The organism is Prochlorococcus sp. G5PB11 (genome assembly GCF_059772425.1).
The window spans coordinates 1,563,711-1,579,298 of sequence record NZ_CM186287.1 but is presented as its reverse complement, the minus strand read 5'-3'; the positions used below and the strand labels follow the sequence as shown (position 1 = coordinate 1,579,298).

The window sequence follows — 15,588 nt, the reverse complement described above, 5'->3', positions numbered from 1 at the left end:
AAAGGTAGGCGTGCGACATTCACTCATAGTGAAATCAATAATATTTTTATTGCTACATCCCCTAATGATCAATTCTGCTTTAAGTAAAAACATAGATAAGCAGTTGCTAAGTAATAAATTGGAGGAAATTCTCAACCTGAATAATGATGATTTACTAAGAGATTTATTTCTAAAAAAATCATTCAATCAATTTAATAAGCGCTACAAAGCTTTTCAGGAAAAATATAAAGATACAAAATGGTCAATCCAACAAGTTAGAAATGAAACAAATAAGCCATTACTAAATGTCGAAATAATATCTACAAGAGAAATTAATGATCAAATTTATAATCTCAATACTAAACAGACTGTTCAATTAGAGACCTACAACAATAAAATCAAAGAATATAAAGTTATTAAAGAAGAATCAATTTTGAATAGTCAAAATTCACCTTTAATTATAAAAGTTATATCTCCAGACAAAGTTTTTACTGGGCAGAAATACGAAATAAATTTAGTCATTGAAAATCCATTAGGCAATGCATTAACTGCTAGTGGTATGATCTTACTTAAAAACGAAGATAATATTAATTTATCCAATGATATCTTTGGGATTAAGCCTAATCAATCAGGTGGTTTATTTAAATATGTTCAAGCGCCCTTAAACCCTGGCTCTCAAACTTTTTCAGCAATCATTACTCATCCTGAAGGTATTTATTCAATAACAAAAAAAATAGAAGTAGGTCTATAAAAACCTACTTCTAAAAATCATAAAGCCAGATTCAAATTGTTAAGCATCATCTAGAGCAGAAACTCCAGGAAGAACTTTCCCTTCCAAAAGTTCAAGACTGGCACCACCTCCAGTAGATATATGAGACATATTTTTAGCTAAACCTGCTTTCTCAACTGCTGCTACTGAATCTCCACCTCCAATAATTGTGCAGCATCCTTGGGAACTTAAATCAGCCAACGTATTAGCTATTGAATTGGTTCCATTTGCAAATTTCTCAAATTCAAAGACACCCATCGGTCCATTCCAAATCACAGTTTTGCAATCTTTCAAGGCGTTCTGAAAAAGTTCAATTGATTCTGAACCAATATCCAATCCCATCCAGCCTTCACTAATAGAATCTATTCTTGAAACTTTACTGTTTGCATTAGGAGAAAAATCATCAGCCAATACAACATCACTTGGTAACAGGAACTCAACTCCTTTATCTCTAGCTTTCTTCTCCAAAGCACTTGCCAATTCTAGCTTGTCTTCCTCGACAAGACTTTTACCAACAGATAATCCTCTGGCTTTATAAAAAGTAAATATCATCCCTCCACCAACGATTATCTTGTCACATTTATCAATCAAAGATTCCAAAACACCTATTTTACTGCTTACTTTAGAACCGCCAACTATTGCAGCCAATGGTCTTTGAGGTTGATCTATCGCTCCTTGAAGGTACTTCAATTCTTTTTCCATTAAATAGCCAGCGACACAAGGACTCAGGAACTTTGTAACTCCCTCAGTTGAAGCATGAGCACGGTGAGCGGCACCAAAAGCATCGTTTACATATACTTCTGCCAAAGAAGCTAATTCTCTAGCAAATTCTCCATCGTTTTTTTCTTCGCCAGCAATAAATCGAACATTTTCCAAAAGGACAACATCACCATTAGACATCGCATCTACTTTTGACTTAGCTTCAGCTCCTATACAACTTTCTGTTTTTACAACTGTTTTACCAAGCAATTCACTTAGTCTTTGAGCAACAGCTGTCAAACGCATTGTTTCATTAACCTCTCCCTTTGGCCTACCAAAATGAGCAGAAAGAATAACTCTTGCACTCTTCTCAAGAAGGTCATTAATAGTTGGTAAAGCAGCACGAATTCTTGTGTCATCAGTTATCTGCCCCTCATCTCCTAATGGGACATTAAAATCAACTCTAACTAAAACACGTTTGCCGCATAAGTCTTCAGCGCCGAGACTTGACAGGGAACGCTTAGACATAATTTATAAGATTCAGAAAGGAAACTGAGTGACCATAGCTCTTGAAAGGTACCAATTGGGTAATTACTAAGACACAGAAAAAATCTACCTAAACCCTTGAGGAACCAAAAACGATATTTTAAATATTAAAAGCTTTTATTGAAAATAATTAATTACCCCTCAAACAACTGCAGTTACTAAAGAAATAATCTTACAGTAATAAGTTTGGAAATCAATTTTTTTTTAAACACGCAATATGAGAGATGTTTTTTTCAATGGCTTGTTATTAAATATTGTAATTCTATTAATCTAGATTGATCAATAAAATTGATTTCCCGTCAGGATGTTTAGAATAAATCAATTATTATTATTAACTTACTTAATCATTTCAGATGATACGTTGAACTTAGAAATTTCAAAAATACCCACCCAAAATAGATCAAAATCAACTTTTTTAATTTCGAGATAAATCAATTTCAACCAAATTCTTTTAAATTCCGTGAACAAGCAGCTTATACAATGGTACCCAGGTCATATTGCAAAAGCAGAAAAACAATTAAAGGAACATCTGAATAAAGTTGATCTAGTTTTCGAAGTGCGAGACGCAAGGATTCCTCTCTCAACTTCTCATCCATATCTTCAAAAATGGTTAAAAGGTAAGAAGCAAATATTAGTGATTAATAGAAAGGACATGATCAATATCGATGCCTACAAAGCTTGGGATAAAAAATTAAGGTCAGAAGGGAAAGTCCCATGGTGGTGTGATGCAAAAGCTGGAACAGGCGTTCTCCAAATAAAACAAGCTGCCATTCGTGCTGGGCAAGAGTTAAATCAAAGACGTCTCGATCGTGGGATGAAAAATCGTGCAATTAGAGTACTAACTCTTGGTTTCCCAAATGTTGGAAAATCTGCTCTCATTAACAGATTAGTTAAAAAAAAAGTTGTCTCTAGTTCAAGAAAGCCAGGTGTAACTAGAAGTTTGAGATGGGTAAGAATTGGACAAGATCTGGATCTATTGGATGCTCCTGGAGTTCTTCCACCAAGATTTGAAGATCAAAGTGCCGCGTTAAAGCTGGCCATATGTGATGATATCGGTCAAGCCGCATACGATACGGAACAAGTAGCCATTAACTTTATGAAGCTTCTTGAGACATTAGCAACCAAGCAAGAAGCTGGAATTAAGCCAATGTGTCTTCAAAATAGATATGGAATATTTATCAATGAAATCATTAAAGATAAATCTTTATGGCTACTTTCAGCAGCAAAACGTCACACTTCCGGAGATACTAGAAGAATGTCTCAAAGACTACTTGATGATTTTCGTAAAAATTTATTGGGAAATATTTCTCTTGAACTCCCCTAATGGATAAAGAAATCAAGCTTGAATTTGGGCAAGGCCCAGGCGAATTATTTGAGGGTAAATACCAAAAGCCTTTACCTATGAGGCTAGATAGATGGCTAGTCAGTCAAAGATCTGAACAAAGTAGAGCTCATATTCAGAAATTTATCGAAGCTGGTTTTGCAAGAGTAAACGGTAAAACTGGGAAAGCAAAAACTCCCGTTAGGCCAGGCGACGTAATTCAACTTTGGGTTCCACCACCGGAACCTCTTCCTTACTTAAAACCAGAAGAGATAGATTTAGACATACTATACGAAGATGATCATTTAATAGTCATCAATAAAGCAGCAGGAATAGCAGTACATCCTGCACCAGGTAATAAATCTGGAACTTTAGTCAATGGATTAATCAATCATTGTCCGGACTTACCTGGAATCGGAGGCAAATTGAGGCCTGGAATAGTTCATCGCTTAGATAAAGACACAACTGGGTGCATTGTCGTAGCAAAGTCTCAAGAAGCTTTAGTAAAACTTCAAATTCAAATACAAAAAAGAGTGGCCGCAAGACATTATGTTGCTGTTGTACACGGAGCCATTAAAGAAACTGGAGGAATGGTTGTCGGATGTATTGGTCGACATCCAAAAGATAGAAAAAAATATGCTGTAGTTAATGAAGAATCAGGTAGATATGCTTGCACACATTGGAAGTTAATTGAAAACCTAGGAAATTTTTCTCTTCTTAAATTCAAACTTGATACAGGTAGAACTCATCAAATTCGTGTTCACAGTGCACACATAGGTCACCCTATTATTGGTGACCAAACTTATAGTAGATGTAAAAAATTACCCATTAATCTTAGCGGCCAAGCATTACATGCAATTGAATTAGGTTTAATACACCCAATAACACTAAAGAGAATGAAATTCACAGCTCCATTACCGCAAGATTTTGAGAGACTTTTAAAAGTATTAAAGTCAAACAATAATATTATTTCGGCAATCTAGGGCAAGCCTCAACCATCTTTTGTGTCAGGTATTGTTGAGGATTATCCAACAAATTTTTACCAGAGTTCTCTTCAATAATTTTTCCTTTATCAAATACTAATACTCTATGGCAAAAGCCCGCTGCAACTGATAAGTCATGAGTTATAAATAACATGGACAATTTTAATTTTTCTTGTAAAGAGCGAAGTAGCTCCAAAACTTCTGCTTGGATTTCTGCATCTAACATACTGACGCTTTCATCACAGATAAGTATTTTAGGGTTAAGTGCCAGCGCTCTTGCAATAACCACTCTTTGCTGTTGTCCCCCTGAAAGTTGAGAAGGTAAACGTTGTTCATACATTTCTGTGGGAGTTAAACCTACAAGGCCTAAAAGATTACGAGCTTTCTCTCTAGCTTGAGATCTAGTTAACAACTTATGGATAAGAATAGGGTCTATAATTGCATCGAGTACTGACATCTTAGGGTTCAAAGCAGTAGAAGGATCTTGAAAAATAATTTGAATAAATTTACGTAATTGTCTTAAAGATTTCTTATTGTAATTTGAAATATTAGATCCAAGAAAAACAATACTTCCACCTCTTGTAGGCAATAAACCAGTCAAAGCTCTACATAGAGTGCTCTTACCACATCCTGATGGACCCACGACGCCAAGAGTTTCACCTTCATGAAGAGAAAAGGTAACTTCATTAACAGCTTTAAGCCAAAAAGTATTGAAGGGCCAAAAGCCTATATTATGCCAACATCGTAGTCTGTTTACTCTCAATAATACAGTCCTTTTATTCATTATTTCTCTCTCAGAGCCCTCTAATATTCTGCCTGAATCAACTAACCTTTGAGCAATATGAGTTTTTGGATTAGAAATTATCTCCTTAATATTTCCAGATTCTACTATTTTCCCATAATCAAGTATTGCAATTTTATTACACCATTTATATGCCATAGATAAATCATGACTAATTAATAGTAAAGCAGTCCCAATTTCATCGCAAAGAAAACTCAATTCAGCCATGATCTGGTCAGCAACTATTGTATCCAAGCTAGTTGTAGGCTCATCAGCAATTATCAATGGAGGTCTTAAACAAATCGCCAAAGCAATTGCCACCCGTTGTCGCATCCCTCCACTAAATTCGTGAGGAAAAGAATTAAATCTCAAAGGATCTATTCCAACTTTATCTAGTAAGCTTTTAGTCTTATTTACTAAAGTATTATTTGTTGCAGACTTATCATGAGCTCTAAAAGTATCAACCAAATGATCGCCAACAGTCATTAAAGGATTTAAACGTGAGATTGGATCCTGAAATATCAATCCAACCTCTGTTCCTCGAATAGTTTGCAAAGAAACCTTATCTTGCTCCAATACATTTTTCCCATTTAAAAAAATCTCACCCTTACAAATACATCCAGCAGGAAGAAGCTGCATTACAGCTTTTGCAACAGTACTTTTCCCACATCCTGATCTACCAACTAATGCAAGCCTATCTCCACGATTCATATTCAGATCTAGTCCGTTTAATACGGACTTAGAACTATTTGGATAGATAGCATTTAGTTTATGTATCTTTAAAACTTCTTTTGATGAATTATTCATAAAAAGGTAGCAAGAAATGTTGAGCTTGAATAAGATAAATTAAGCGCCGGTGCTGATGTCTAAAGTCACCTCTGCACGCAATTCAACCCAGACCAATGTTGTCTGTGATGAATTTTTTGATGGCAAGCCGCAACTCAGAACTCATCAGATTAAAAATATTGATGATTACGAAATTATTTTGCCAGAGTGGTTAAAAAATTGCATTAGAAATATTCCACCTGGGATAGGAGCAAGTTGCCCAAGAGATTCTGAAGCTTTATTAGTTGCTGCTTTTGATCTTGCATTTCAATTACATAAAGGTCAATTCAGAAAAAGTGGGGAGCCTTACATAACCCATCCAGTTGCAGTTGCAGACTTACTTAGAGAGATAGGTGCAAGCGCTAGCGTAATTGCAGCAGGTTTTTTACATGACGTCGTCGAAGATACAGATATAACCCCAGAACAACTCGAGGGGTATTTTGGGAGTGAGGTTAGATATCTAGTAGAAGGAGTTACTAAATTAGGAGGAATCCATTTTAATAATCGCACAGAAGCTCAAGCAGAAAACCTACGTAAAATGTTTCTAGCTATGGCTAGCGATATTCGAGTAGTACTAGTGAAGCTTGCAGATAGGCTACACAATATGCGTACTATTAGTTACCTAGGGAAAGAAAAACAAACTCGAATAGCGAAAGAAACAAGAGAAATTTATGCTCCACTCGCTAATCGTTTAGGAATAGGACGTTTTAAATGGGAACTAGAGGACTTAGCATTTAAACTCTTAGAGCCAGATCCCTTCCGAGAAATTCAACAACAAATAGCTAGCAAACGTAGTGAAAGGGAAGAGAGATTAAATATAACTGTTCAATTACTCAAAGATCGTTTGAACTCAGCAGGACTTAATCAATGTGAAGTTAGTGGAAGGCCAAAGCATTTATATGGAATTTGGAGCAAAATGCAAAGGCAACAAAAAGAATTTCATGAAATTTTTGATGTTGCTGCTCTAAGAATTCTTGTCTCAGATGTCGAGACATGTTATCGAGCTCTTGCTGTTGTCCATGACACATTCAGACCAATACCCGGACGTTTTAAAGACTATATAGGACTCCCTAAACCAAATGGATACCAGTCGCTACATACAGCTGTAATTGGCAGACACAGACCTAATGAAGTGCAAATCAGGACTCCAGAAATGCATAGGGTTTCAGAATTTGGAATTGCCGCTCACTGGAAGTACAAAGAAGGAGGATCTCCTGCCAATCCTGATTCAGAAAAGTTTAATTGGTTGCGTCAATTAGTTGAATGGCAACAAGAAGATGGCGTCAATGATCATAATGACTATCTTGCATCAATAAAAGAAGATTTATTTGATGAAGAAGTGTTTGTTTTTACTCCAAAAGGAGATGTTTTGGGATTAAGGAATGGTTCAACCGCAATCGATTTCGCCTATCGGATTCATTCTGAAGTAGGAAATCATTGTAATGGTGCGAGAATCAATGATCGTTTGTGCGTGCTATCTACACCTCTAGAAAATGGAGATTTTGTTGAGATCCTTACTCACAAGAGTTCCCATCCAAGCTTGGATTGGTTAAACTATGTAGCCACACCCACAGCTAGAAATCGTATCAGGCAATGGTATAAAAAAAGTCATCGTCAAGAAACCATTTTAAGAGGGAAAGAACTACTAGAACAAGAATTTGGTCGTAAAGGGATTGATAATCTACTCAAAGGTGAAGCGATCACAAAAGTTGCTGAAAGATGTAATCTAAAGTCTACGGAGGATTTATTAGCTGCACTTGGATTTGGGGCCTTAACCCTACATCAAGTAATTAATAGATTTAGAGAAGAGATAAAAATTCAAAACCAACTACCTGAGAATGAATTAAGTGATATCGAGATAGCAAACCAAATTGGATCACAAACCAATCACGTTTCCAATAAAACAAAAACATCTCAAACCAAATATTCACCCATACTTGGCCTGGAAGGACTTGACTATAGACTAGGTGGATGTTGCAGCCCTTTACCAGGAGAATCCATACTTGGAACAGTTGCACTTGGGAATCATGGGATAACTATACATCGAACTAATTGTGTCAATATACAATCAGTTCCTGATAATAGAAGACTTTCAGTAAAGTGGAATAACAATACTTGCATCAAAGAAAAAAAATTTCCTATTCAATTAAGAATTGAAGTTATTGATAGAGTCGGAGTGCTTAAAGATATATTAATGAGACTCTCTGATAGAGGCATTAATGTAATAGATGCCAGAGTTAAGACATCTCAAGGTAAACCAGCATGTATAGATTTAAGAGTTGAACTAGAAAGCGTTAATCAATTAGAAATCACAATCAATCAAATACGTTCGATGGTAGATGTCTTAGATATCGCCAGAACAGGAATCAATTAACATTTTGAAGAATCCAATGAATTGCTAAAAAAAAAGCATTTCAAAGATATAAATTTATATTTTATCAGAAAGTTTTTTGAGTAAATAATATGAGCCGAGCCCACCAATAACTCCAGTCAAAAGGCCCATACATATGGAGCCAATTATTAATCGAGAACTTAGATCCCAACCTTGAGACCACAACTGATTAGTAGTTATATGGCTAAAATCTACTATATTTTTTTCTTTATTAATTATTAGAGAGCCTATTCTATAATTAAAATAATATAAAGGCACATAAGTCAATGGGTTGCTAATCCAAGTCCCAACAGCTGCAAAAACACTATTCCCCTTGAAAATTTTTGCTAAAAATACTCCCATCAAAGTTTGCAAACCAAAGAATGGAAAGCAACCACTAAATATCCCCACACCCAACCCTAGTGCTCTCTGAGAGGGAGAACCTTCCTGCTTCCAGAGCCAAGAAATAAATTTACGAATTCTTTGTATTAGATTTAGAAAGATTTTTCTCATATTTTAAAAAATCTTGATCATAAAAAAGAAAATTAGATTTTATCTTAGTGAAGATTGCATGATTATTGCTTCATGAATTTGTTTTCCCCTACTGAAGAGACAATTGCTGCAATTGCAACTGCCGTTTCTCCCGGCCAGGGAAGCATCGCTGTCATTAGGATCTCTGGCCCCACAGCAATTGAGATAACTAAGACTATTGTTCATATTCCTGGAAAGCATGATTGGGGATCTCACCAAGTGCTTTACGGACATGTAACCGAACTAAATCAAAAAATATATATCGATGAAGTACTCATATTAATAATGAAAGGGCCACGAAGCTTTACAGGTGAAGATGTAGTGGAAATCCATTGCCATGGTGGAATCATTTCAGTCCAGAGGATCCTGGAAAGAGTACTTGACAATAAAAACGTTCGAAGAGCAGAGCCAGGTGAATTTAGCCAAAGAGCAGTACTAAATGGTCGCATAAGCCTTACTCAAGCAGAATCAATTAGCGAATTAGTGTCAGCAAGAAGCCGAAAAGCTGCAGAACTCGCGATTAATGGAATTGAAGGAAATATTCAAACTACGATCCTATCAATCAGGAAAAGACTGATAGAGCAACTAACTGAAATTGAAGCAAGAATAGATTTTGAAGAAGATCTTCCAAAGTTAGATGAAGAAAATGTAAAAAATGAAATTATTGCAATTAAAAAAGATCTTAACGAACTAATTGATAATGCTAAAAGAGGATGCTGGGTTCGCACTGGTTTAAAAATTGCATTAACCGGAAAGCCTAATGTAGGGAAAAGCTCCTTGATGAATAGGCTTTCTAAGCAAGAAAAAGCTATTGTTACTGATTTACCTGGAACGACAAGAGATCTTTTGGAAAGTGAAATAGTGTTAGAGGGAATACCAGTAACTTTTATTGATACAGCAGGTCTAAGAGAAACTGAAAATATCATAGAGAGAATTGGTATTTCAAGAACTAAAAAGACTTTGGTTCAAGCTGATCTCATAATATTGATCTATGATTATTCAAATGGATGGACTAATGAAGATGAAAAAATACTCAAACAATTACCCACAAATATTCCACTCTTAATTGCTGGAAATAAATCTGATTTAAAGAAGAATAATCCTTTTGAAAAAATTCCAAAAGATCTACCAGGAAAAGAGAATTTAGTGATCATAAGTGCAAAAACAGGCCATGGGGAAGACGATTTAATTAATTATCTACTAAAAATGTGTGGTTCGTCTCTAACGCATGGTTTAAACATTGCTCTAAATGAAAGACAACTTGATCTGGCGAAGTCAACGATGGAATCACTAAAAAATATTGATAAGGTTTTTGATGAAAAGCTCCCTTGGGATTTCTGGACGATCGATTTAAGACAAGCTATTAATTATTTAGGTGAATTAACAGGCGATGATTTAACAGAGAGTTTACTTGATAATATATTTTCAAAATTCTGTATTGGGAAGTAATCAAGCAATTTGTATCTACTAGGTATTATCGATTGTAAAAATATAATATAAGTAATAGCAAACCCCTCCAATCAATATAGCCACCATAATGTTCACGCTATGAACAACGTCCACTTTCTAAAAATATTCTAAACTAAATTAATTAAAGCATATCTAACATATCTCCAAGAAAATTATTACAAAACTTCTTTAGCTTGGAAGTAATATAGATAAAAATAAATAGATGAAATTAAAAAATAGGAAAAGATATTTCTATAAATGGTTTTAGCATTGGTATAGTAATAAATGTATTTGTTGTATTGTGGATCTTCGCTCACCAAAGCTAAATAAAATATTAGATACCTGGATTGAGGAAGATCTCGGTGATGGAGATCTCACAAGATTTGTCCTCAAAAACAGAAGTGCATCAGCTCATTGGGTAGCGAAAGAAGAAGGAACTTTTTGTGGTGGAGATCTTGTCAAACTAATATTTAAAAAAATTGATCCCCAAGTTGATATTCAACTACTCATCAAAGATGGGCAACAATTTAATAAGGATCAAAGGCTGTTAGAGTTAAAAGGGTCTTCTTCATCATTAGTAGCAGGAGAGCGAATAACTCTAAATGTAGCCATGCATCTTTCAGGTATTGCTACATCGACAGCTTTACTGGTAAGTAAACTCTCAGGATCTAATGTGAGATTGGCAGACACCCGGAAAACTACTCCAGGGCTGAGAATCTTCGAAAAATATGCTTTTCATTGTGGTGGCGGAATAAACCATAGACTTGGATTAGATGATGCTGCAATGTTGAAAGAAAATCATATTGAATGGTCTCAAGGGATTAGTGAGAGCATCACAATCTTAAAAAAGACTATTCCATGGACAAAAAAAATAATAGTGGAAGCAGAAACTCCCGCCCAAGCAAAAGAAGCGGTAGAAGCTGGTGCTGATGGAGTCTTACTTGATGAAATGTCTATTCAAACTATTGAGAAATTAGTTCCAGAATTACGTCAACTTTCAAAGAAAAATTATTCCAAGCACGTCTCACAAAATATTGTCATTGAAGTTTCTGGAATTAATCCAAAAAATTTATCAGACTATGTTTTTACAGGTATCGATCTAATATCAACTAGCGCGCCAATCACCAAAAGTAAATGGATAGATTTCAGTATGCGCTTTGACTAAAACAATGAATAAACTATTTTCTGACAATATGAAAAAGCCAGGAAATCTTAACAGTTCCACCTAACCACAAACATCATGCTTGCAATATCCGCCAAATTAGAAGAAGCAATTAATAGAGCTTTCAATAAGGTATTCCCAAAAGAGGAAAGAACCTCAAAAACCTCCTCAATACTCACAAGTTCTAGCTTGGTCCCCGCATCGAAGCCAGAGTTCGGAGATTTTCAAATAAATTGTGCTTTAGCACTTTCAAAAGAACTAAAAAAGCCTCCTCGTCATATCGCACAACAAATCACTGATCAGCTTCAAAAAGATAATGGTTTCTTGGAATTATGCAACCCACCACAGATCGCAGGTCCAGGTTTTATAAATCTATCTATTAATACAAAAACACTTATATCCGAGATCCATCTTCGTCTAAACGATCAAAGATTAGGAGTGCCTCAAAAAGAATTCAGCAATGAAAAAGCAGAAGAAGGAACAAATAACAATCGAGTTATTATTGATTTTTCCAGTCCAAATATTGCTAAAGAAATGCATGTTGGTCATTTACGATCAACAATTATTGGTGACTCTCTCGCACGGGTTCTTGAATTCAGCGGTTATGAAGTCTTACGAATCAATCATGTGGGCGATTGGGGTACACAATTTGGCATGCTCATCACTCATTTAAAAGAGGTAAGCCCAGAGGCACTCCATACAAAAGATGTAGTGGAAATAAGTGACCTTGTAAATTTTTATCGTCAAGCAAAAAAAAGATTTGATGAAGATCAAATCTTTCAGAATAAATCTAGAGGTGAAGTTGTTAATTTACAAGCAGGTAATCAAGAAAGTCTAATTGCATGGCAATTGCTATGTAATCAATCAAGAAAAGAGTTTCAAAAGATCTACGATCGGCTTGATATCAAACTGACTGAAAGAGGTGAATCCTTTTATAACAAATTTTTAGTAGATATAATTGATGATTTAAAAAATAAAAATTTGCTAATAAATGATCAAGGAGCTCAATGTATTTTTCTTGATGGCATAGTAGGTAAAGACGGCAAGCCCCAACCAATAATTATTCAAAAAAGTGACGGAGGTTTTAATTATGCAACTACTGATTTAGCAGCGATTAAATACAGATTGACTAATCCCCCAGATGGAGATGGAGCATTCCGTTTGATTTATGTAACCGATGCTGGGCAAGCATCACATTTTTTTGGAGTTTTTCAAATTGCAAAACTTGCAAATTGGATTCCTAAAGATTGTCAAATTGAGCATGTCCCCTTTGGTCTTGTGCAAGGAGAAGATGGTAAAAAATTAAAGACTCGTTCCGGAGAGACAGTTAGATTAGTAGACCTTCTGGATGAAGCAATTCAACGAGCAAAAGACGATCTTATAGATCGTCTCAATACTGAAAGTAGATACGAGAATGAAAGTTTTATAGATAAAGTTTCGACAACTGTTGGGATAGCAGCCATCAAATATGCGGATCTAAGTCAAAATAGAGTCTCTAATTATCAATTTAGTTTTGATAAGATGCTCTCTTTGCAAGGGAATACAGCTCCTTATTTACTTTATGCATTAGTTCGAATAGCTGGTATATCTCGCAAAGGTGGGGATTTAAACGTATTAAGTCAGGATATTCAATTCAAAGAACAACAAGAATGGACATTAGTTCGCAAGCTATTACAACTTGATTCTGTGATTGCTGAAGTCGAAAAAGAGCTTCTTCCAAATCGCTTATGCGGATATTTATTCGAATTAAGTCAAATCTTTAATAGGTTCTATGATCAAGTTCCTATTTTAAAAGCAAGTGAACCCTCAAGGACGAGCAGACTTGCTTTATGTTCTATCACTGCAGATACACTTAAACTGGGTATGAGTTTGTTGGGGATACCCACGCTGGAAAGAATGTAATGAAAAAAACAGAAGATTCATTCATAGATCTACCAAATCCCAGGAAAAATGTAGAGGATTTAAAGCCTTATTCAGCGCCACTGGAAGGTCGACGAAATTTACTAAGACTAGACTTCAATGAAAACACTATTGGACCAAGTCCACTAGTAATTAAATCTCTCAGAGAAATAAGTAGAGATGAAATATCTATTTATCCTGAATACTCAGGCCTTCAAGAAAAGGTGGTGGAAACTCTTATCAAGCAAAATGCAAGGGTGAATATAAACTCATCTGAAATTGGTATTTTTAATGGAGTAGATGCAGCAATAAATGCTATTTTTCATGCCTATGGCGACTTAAATGATCTAATGTTAACAACATCGCCTACTTTTGGATATTATGCTCCATGCGCACAAATGCGAGGAATGAAAATTATCTCAATACCTTATCAGGGTCATGATTTTCAATACCCATTTGATCGCATTTGCGAATTCATTACACAAAATAATCCTAAGATTTTACTCATATGCAATCCAAACAATCCCACCGGAACAAGACTAAGTCCAGAAAAAATCATAGAGATCACAAAGCTTTCATCTAAAACACTAGTTGTTGTCGATGAACTTTACGAGGCGTTTACAGGTGATAGTGTTCTGCCATTTGTAAATTTTCAAAAAACACCTAATCTTGTTGTACTAAGATCGCTTTCTAAAACTGCTGGTTTAGCAAGTTTAAGAATTGGATTTGCTATTGGTAACTCTAAAGTAATTAACATAGTTAATAGAGTCACTGGTCCTTATGACGTCAATAGCTTTGCTGTGATCGCAGCTTTTGCAGCACTTAAAGATCAACCCTATATTGATTCTTATGTAAAGAAAGTACTGGAGGCTCGTAATTGGATAAAAAATACATTTGAAAAGTATCAAGTAAAGCATCATCTTGATGGAGGGAACTATTTTCTACTTTGGCCAAAATCAAACCCAAAACACGTTGAACAACAACTAAAGTCATCTGGAATACTAATTAGAAATATGGATAAGAAAAAAAATTTAGAAGGCTCTATCAGAGTTAGCATTGGAACAATTGAGCAGATGAAAAGATTCTGGTCAGCTTTTAAGGTTGTCGATGAGGTATAAATTTATTTATAACGTCTATAGATAATTAGATAATCTAGATAGTTTCTGCTACATCCAAGAAATTAGAAAGTAACTTATGCCCAGCTTCTGTCAATACACTCTCAGGATGGAACTGTACCCCGTATATGTGAGGGTAATCCTTATGAGCTATTCCCATAATCGTTTCATCTTCTAGCCAGGCTATAACTTCTAAGCACTCTGGGAGGCTCTGTCTCTCTGCAATCAAGCTGTGGTATCTAGTTGCTACTAGGGGATTAGGCAAATCTTTAAATATTCCAGTACCTTTATGCAAAATATTAGATGTTTTACCATGCATTAATTCCTTAGCTCTAATTATTTTCCCACCGAAAGCTTGCGTAATAGCTTGATGACCAAGACAGACGCCAAGGGTTGGTATTTCAATTGATAAATCAGATAAAATATCTAGACAAATGCCAGATTGATTAGGGTCTCCTGGACCAGGAGATAACAAAATTGCATCAGGATTTAAATTTTTAATTTCACTTATTGTAAGAGCATCATTACGTTCGACTCTTACTTCTGATGCGATTGAATGCTGAGAAGCTAATTCGCCCAAATATTGAACAAGGTTATAAGTGAAGCTGTCATAATTGTCGATTACTAAAAACATAATTTTAAAACCATTAAACTCCAAACTGTTTAAGTACTGGAGGCAATAATAATAAAATAGCAACCAGTACTGAACTGAATGAAGCTATTAAAACTGCTCCAGCCGAACAATCTTTAGCGATTTGGGCGAGTGGATGAAATTGTTTTCCAATAGCCAAGTCAACAACTGATTCAATCGCTGTATTCAGCAATTCAACTACTAACACACTAGAGGCTGTAAGGGCCATTATTGCCAAATCACTTTTATTAAGACCTAGTAAGAGACCTAAAACAAACGCACCAATTGCAAAACCAACATGAATTCGAAAATTCCTCTGAGTCGAAAAAGCATATCCTATGCCTTTAGCTGCATATAAAAAGCTGGTTGGAAGATCTTTAGCAATCTTCCATGAAGATCTTTTATTAGGTTTTTGAAGAGTTTTAAACCTGCCCCAAACTTCTCTCTCAGATTCACTAGGTATCTTAGGAGGCATCCTTATCACTCGTCATTCTTGCTTTTAAAGAATAATAGCTAGTTACTCTAGC

General features: G+C 35.4%; 13 protein-coding genes. 8 read left to right on the top strand and 5 right to left on the bottom strand.

The genetic code is table 11. The annotated features are described in order from the left end of the window. Positions 1-64: 64 nt before the first annotated feature. Positions 65-730: a DUF8623 domain-containing protein gene (locus AC6EI0_RS09145; protein ID WP_498522241.1), complete on the top strand. Its 666-nt coding sequence runs from the start codon at positions 65-67 to the stop codon at positions 728-730. A gap of 39 nt (positions 731-769) precedes the next feature. Here the strand turns inward: AC6EI0_RS09145 and AC6EI0_RS09140 are convergent, their stop codons facing one another. Next, complete coding sequence (locus AC6EI0_RS09140) at positions 770-1,975, bottom strand: phosphoglycerate kinase (RefSeq protein ID WP_498522240.1); 1,206 nt, start codon at positions 1,973-1,975, stop codon at positions 770-772. Between the two features lie 478 nt (positions 1,976-2,453). Between AC6EI0_RS09140 and ylqF the strand changes: the two genes are divergently transcribed. Continuing rightward, the gene (gene ylqF, locus AC6EI0_RS09135) at positions 2,454-3,317 is read left to right on the top strand and encodes a ribosome biogenesis GTPase YlqF (protein ID WP_498522239.1); all 864 of its coding nucleotides are present in this window, start codon (positions 2,454-2,456) and stop codon (positions 3,315-3,317) included. Next, positions 3,317-4,297, top strand: coding sequence for an RluA family pseudouridine synthase (locus AC6EI0_RS09130; RefSeq protein WP_498522238.1), 981 nt, complete (start codon positions 3,317-3,319; stop codon positions 4,295-4,297). Before ylqF ends, AC6EI0_RS09130 begins: the two co-directional genes overlap by 1 nt. Here the strand turns inward: AC6EI0_RS09130 and AC6EI0_RS09125 are convergent. Next, positions 4,281-5,885, bottom strand: a complete 1,605-nt coding sequence (locus tag AC6EI0_RS09125; protein WP_498522237.1) for an ABC transporter ATP-binding protein — start codon at positions 5,883-5,885, stop codon at positions 4,281-4,283. The two genes, AC6EI0_RS09130 and AC6EI0_RS09125, sit on opposite strands and share 17 nt — an antisense overlap. 55 nt (positions 5,886-5,940) lie before the next feature. On the opposite strand from AC6EI0_RS09125, the gene AC6EI0_RS09120 reads away from it, so the two are divergent. Beyond that, positions 5,941-8,277: a RelA/SpoT family protein gene (locus AC6EI0_RS09120; protein WP_498522236.1), complete on the top strand. Its 2,337-nt coding sequence runs from the start codon at positions 5,941-5,943 to the stop codon at positions 8,275-8,277. 54 nt (positions 8,278-8,331) lie between these two features. On the opposite strand, the gene AC6EI0_RS09115 is transcribed toward AC6EI0_RS09120, so the two are convergent. After that, the gene (locus tag AC6EI0_RS09115) at positions 8,332-8,787 is read right to left on the bottom strand and encodes a DUF2062 domain-containing protein (RefSeq protein ID WP_498522235.1); all 456 of its coding nucleotides are present in this window, start codon (positions 8,785-8,787) and stop codon (positions 8,332-8,334) included. Positions 8,788-8,859: 72 nt separating this feature from the next. On the opposite strand from AC6EI0_RS09115, the gene mnmE reads away from it, so the two are divergent. The 4 genes from mnmE to AC6EI0_RS09095 all read left to right on the top strand — a co-directional run bounded on the left by mnmE (position 8,860) and on the right by AC6EI0_RS09095 (position 14,433). After that, entirely contained in the window at positions 8,860-10,254 is a 1,395-nt protein-coding gene (gene mnmE, locus AC6EI0_RS09110; RefSeq protein ID WP_498522234.1) for a tRNA uridine-5-carboxymethylaminomethyl(34) synthesis GTPase MnmE, read from the top strand. A gap of 301 nt (positions 10,255-10,555) precedes the next feature. Then, positions 10,556-11,419 carry a carboxylating nicotinate-nucleotide diphosphorylase gene (nadC, locus tag AC6EI0_RS09105; protein ID WP_498522233.1) on the top strand — a complete coding sequence of 288 codons (864 nt, stop codon included), beginning with the start codon at positions 10,556-10,558 and terminating at the stop codon, positions 11,417-11,419. Positions 11,420-11,494: 75 nt separating this feature from the next. After that, positions 11,495-13,318 carry an arginine--tRNA ligase gene (argS, locus tag AC6EI0_RS09100; RefSeq protein ID WP_498522232.1) on the top strand — a complete coding sequence of 608 codons (1,824 nt, stop codon included), beginning with the start codon at positions 11,495-11,497 and terminating at the stop codon, positions 13,316-13,318. Further along, the gene (locus AC6EI0_RS09095; RefSeq protein ID WP_498522231.1) at positions 13,318-14,433 is read left to right on the top strand and encodes a pyridoxal phosphate-dependent aminotransferase; all 1,116 of its coding nucleotides are present in this window, start codon (positions 13,318-13,320) and stop codon (positions 14,431-14,433) included. Before argS ends, AC6EI0_RS09095 begins: the two co-directional genes overlap by 1 nt. Positions 14,434-14,467: 34 nt before the next feature. Here AC6EI0_RS09095 and AC6EI0_RS09090 read toward each other — a convergent pair whose 3' ends face one another. Together AC6EI0_RS09090 and AC6EI0_RS09085 are read right to left on the bottom strand one after the other, a co-directional pair. Then, on the bottom strand, positions 14,468-15,064 hold the full coding sequence (locus tag AC6EI0_RS09090; protein ID WP_498522230.1) for an anthranilate synthase component II: 597 nt from the start codon (positions 15,062-15,064) through the stop codon (positions 14,468-14,470). A gap of 13 nt (positions 15,065-15,077) precedes the next feature. Further along, positions 15,078-15,536: a diacylglycerol kinase family protein gene (locus AC6EI0_RS09085; RefSeq protein ID WP_498522229.1), complete on the bottom strand. Its 459-nt coding sequence runs from the start codon at positions 15,534-15,536 to the stop codon at positions 15,078-15,080. Between the last annotated feature and the right edge of the window lie 52 nt (positions 15,537-15,588).

Bases quoted from the DNA above. Each gene is read 5' to 3' on its own strand.
- AC6EI0_RS09145 (WP_498522241.1), top strand. From the start codon at position 65: ATGATCAATTCTGCTTTAAGTAAAAACATAGATAAGCAGTTGCTAAGT.
- AC6EI0_RS09140 (WP_498522240.1), bottom strand. From the start codon at position 1,975: ATGTCTAAGCGTTCCCTGTCAAGTCTCGGCGCTGAAGACTTATGCGGC.
- AC6EI0_RS09130 (WP_498522238.1), top strand. From the start codon at position 3,317: ATGGATAAAGAAATCAAGCTTGAATTTGGGCAAGGCCCAGGCGAATTA.
- AC6EI0_RS09125 (WP_498522237.1), bottom strand. From the start codon at position 5,885: ATGAATAATTCATCAAAAGAAGTTTTAAAGATACATAAACTAAATGCT.
- AC6EI0_RS09120 (WP_498522236.1), top strand. From the start codon at position 5,941: ATGTCTAAAGTCACCTCTGCACGCAATTCAACCCAGACCAATGTTGTC.
- AC6EI0_RS09115 (WP_498522235.1), bottom strand. From the start codon at position 8,787: ATGAGAAAAATCTTTCTAAATCTAATACAAAGAATTCGTAAATTTATT.
- mnmE (WP_498522234.1), top strand. From the start codon at position 8,860: ATGAATTTGTTTTCCCCTACTGAAGAGACAATTGCTGCAATTGCAACT.
- argS (WP_498522232.1), top strand. From the start codon at position 11,495: ATGCTTGCAATATCCGCCAAATTAGAAGAAGCAATTAATAGAGCTTTC.
- AC6EI0_RS09095 (WP_498522231.1), top strand. From the start codon at position 13,318: ATGAAAAAAACAGAAGATTCATTCATAGATCTACCAAATCCCAGGAAA.
- AC6EI0_RS09090 (WP_498522230.1), bottom strand. From the start codon at position 15,064: ATGTTTTTAGTAATCGACAATTATGACAGCTTCACTTATAACCTTGTT.
- AC6EI0_RS09085 (WP_498522229.1), bottom strand. From the start codon at position 15,536: ATGCCTCCTAAGATACCTAGTGAATCTGAGAGAGAAGTTTGGGGCAGG.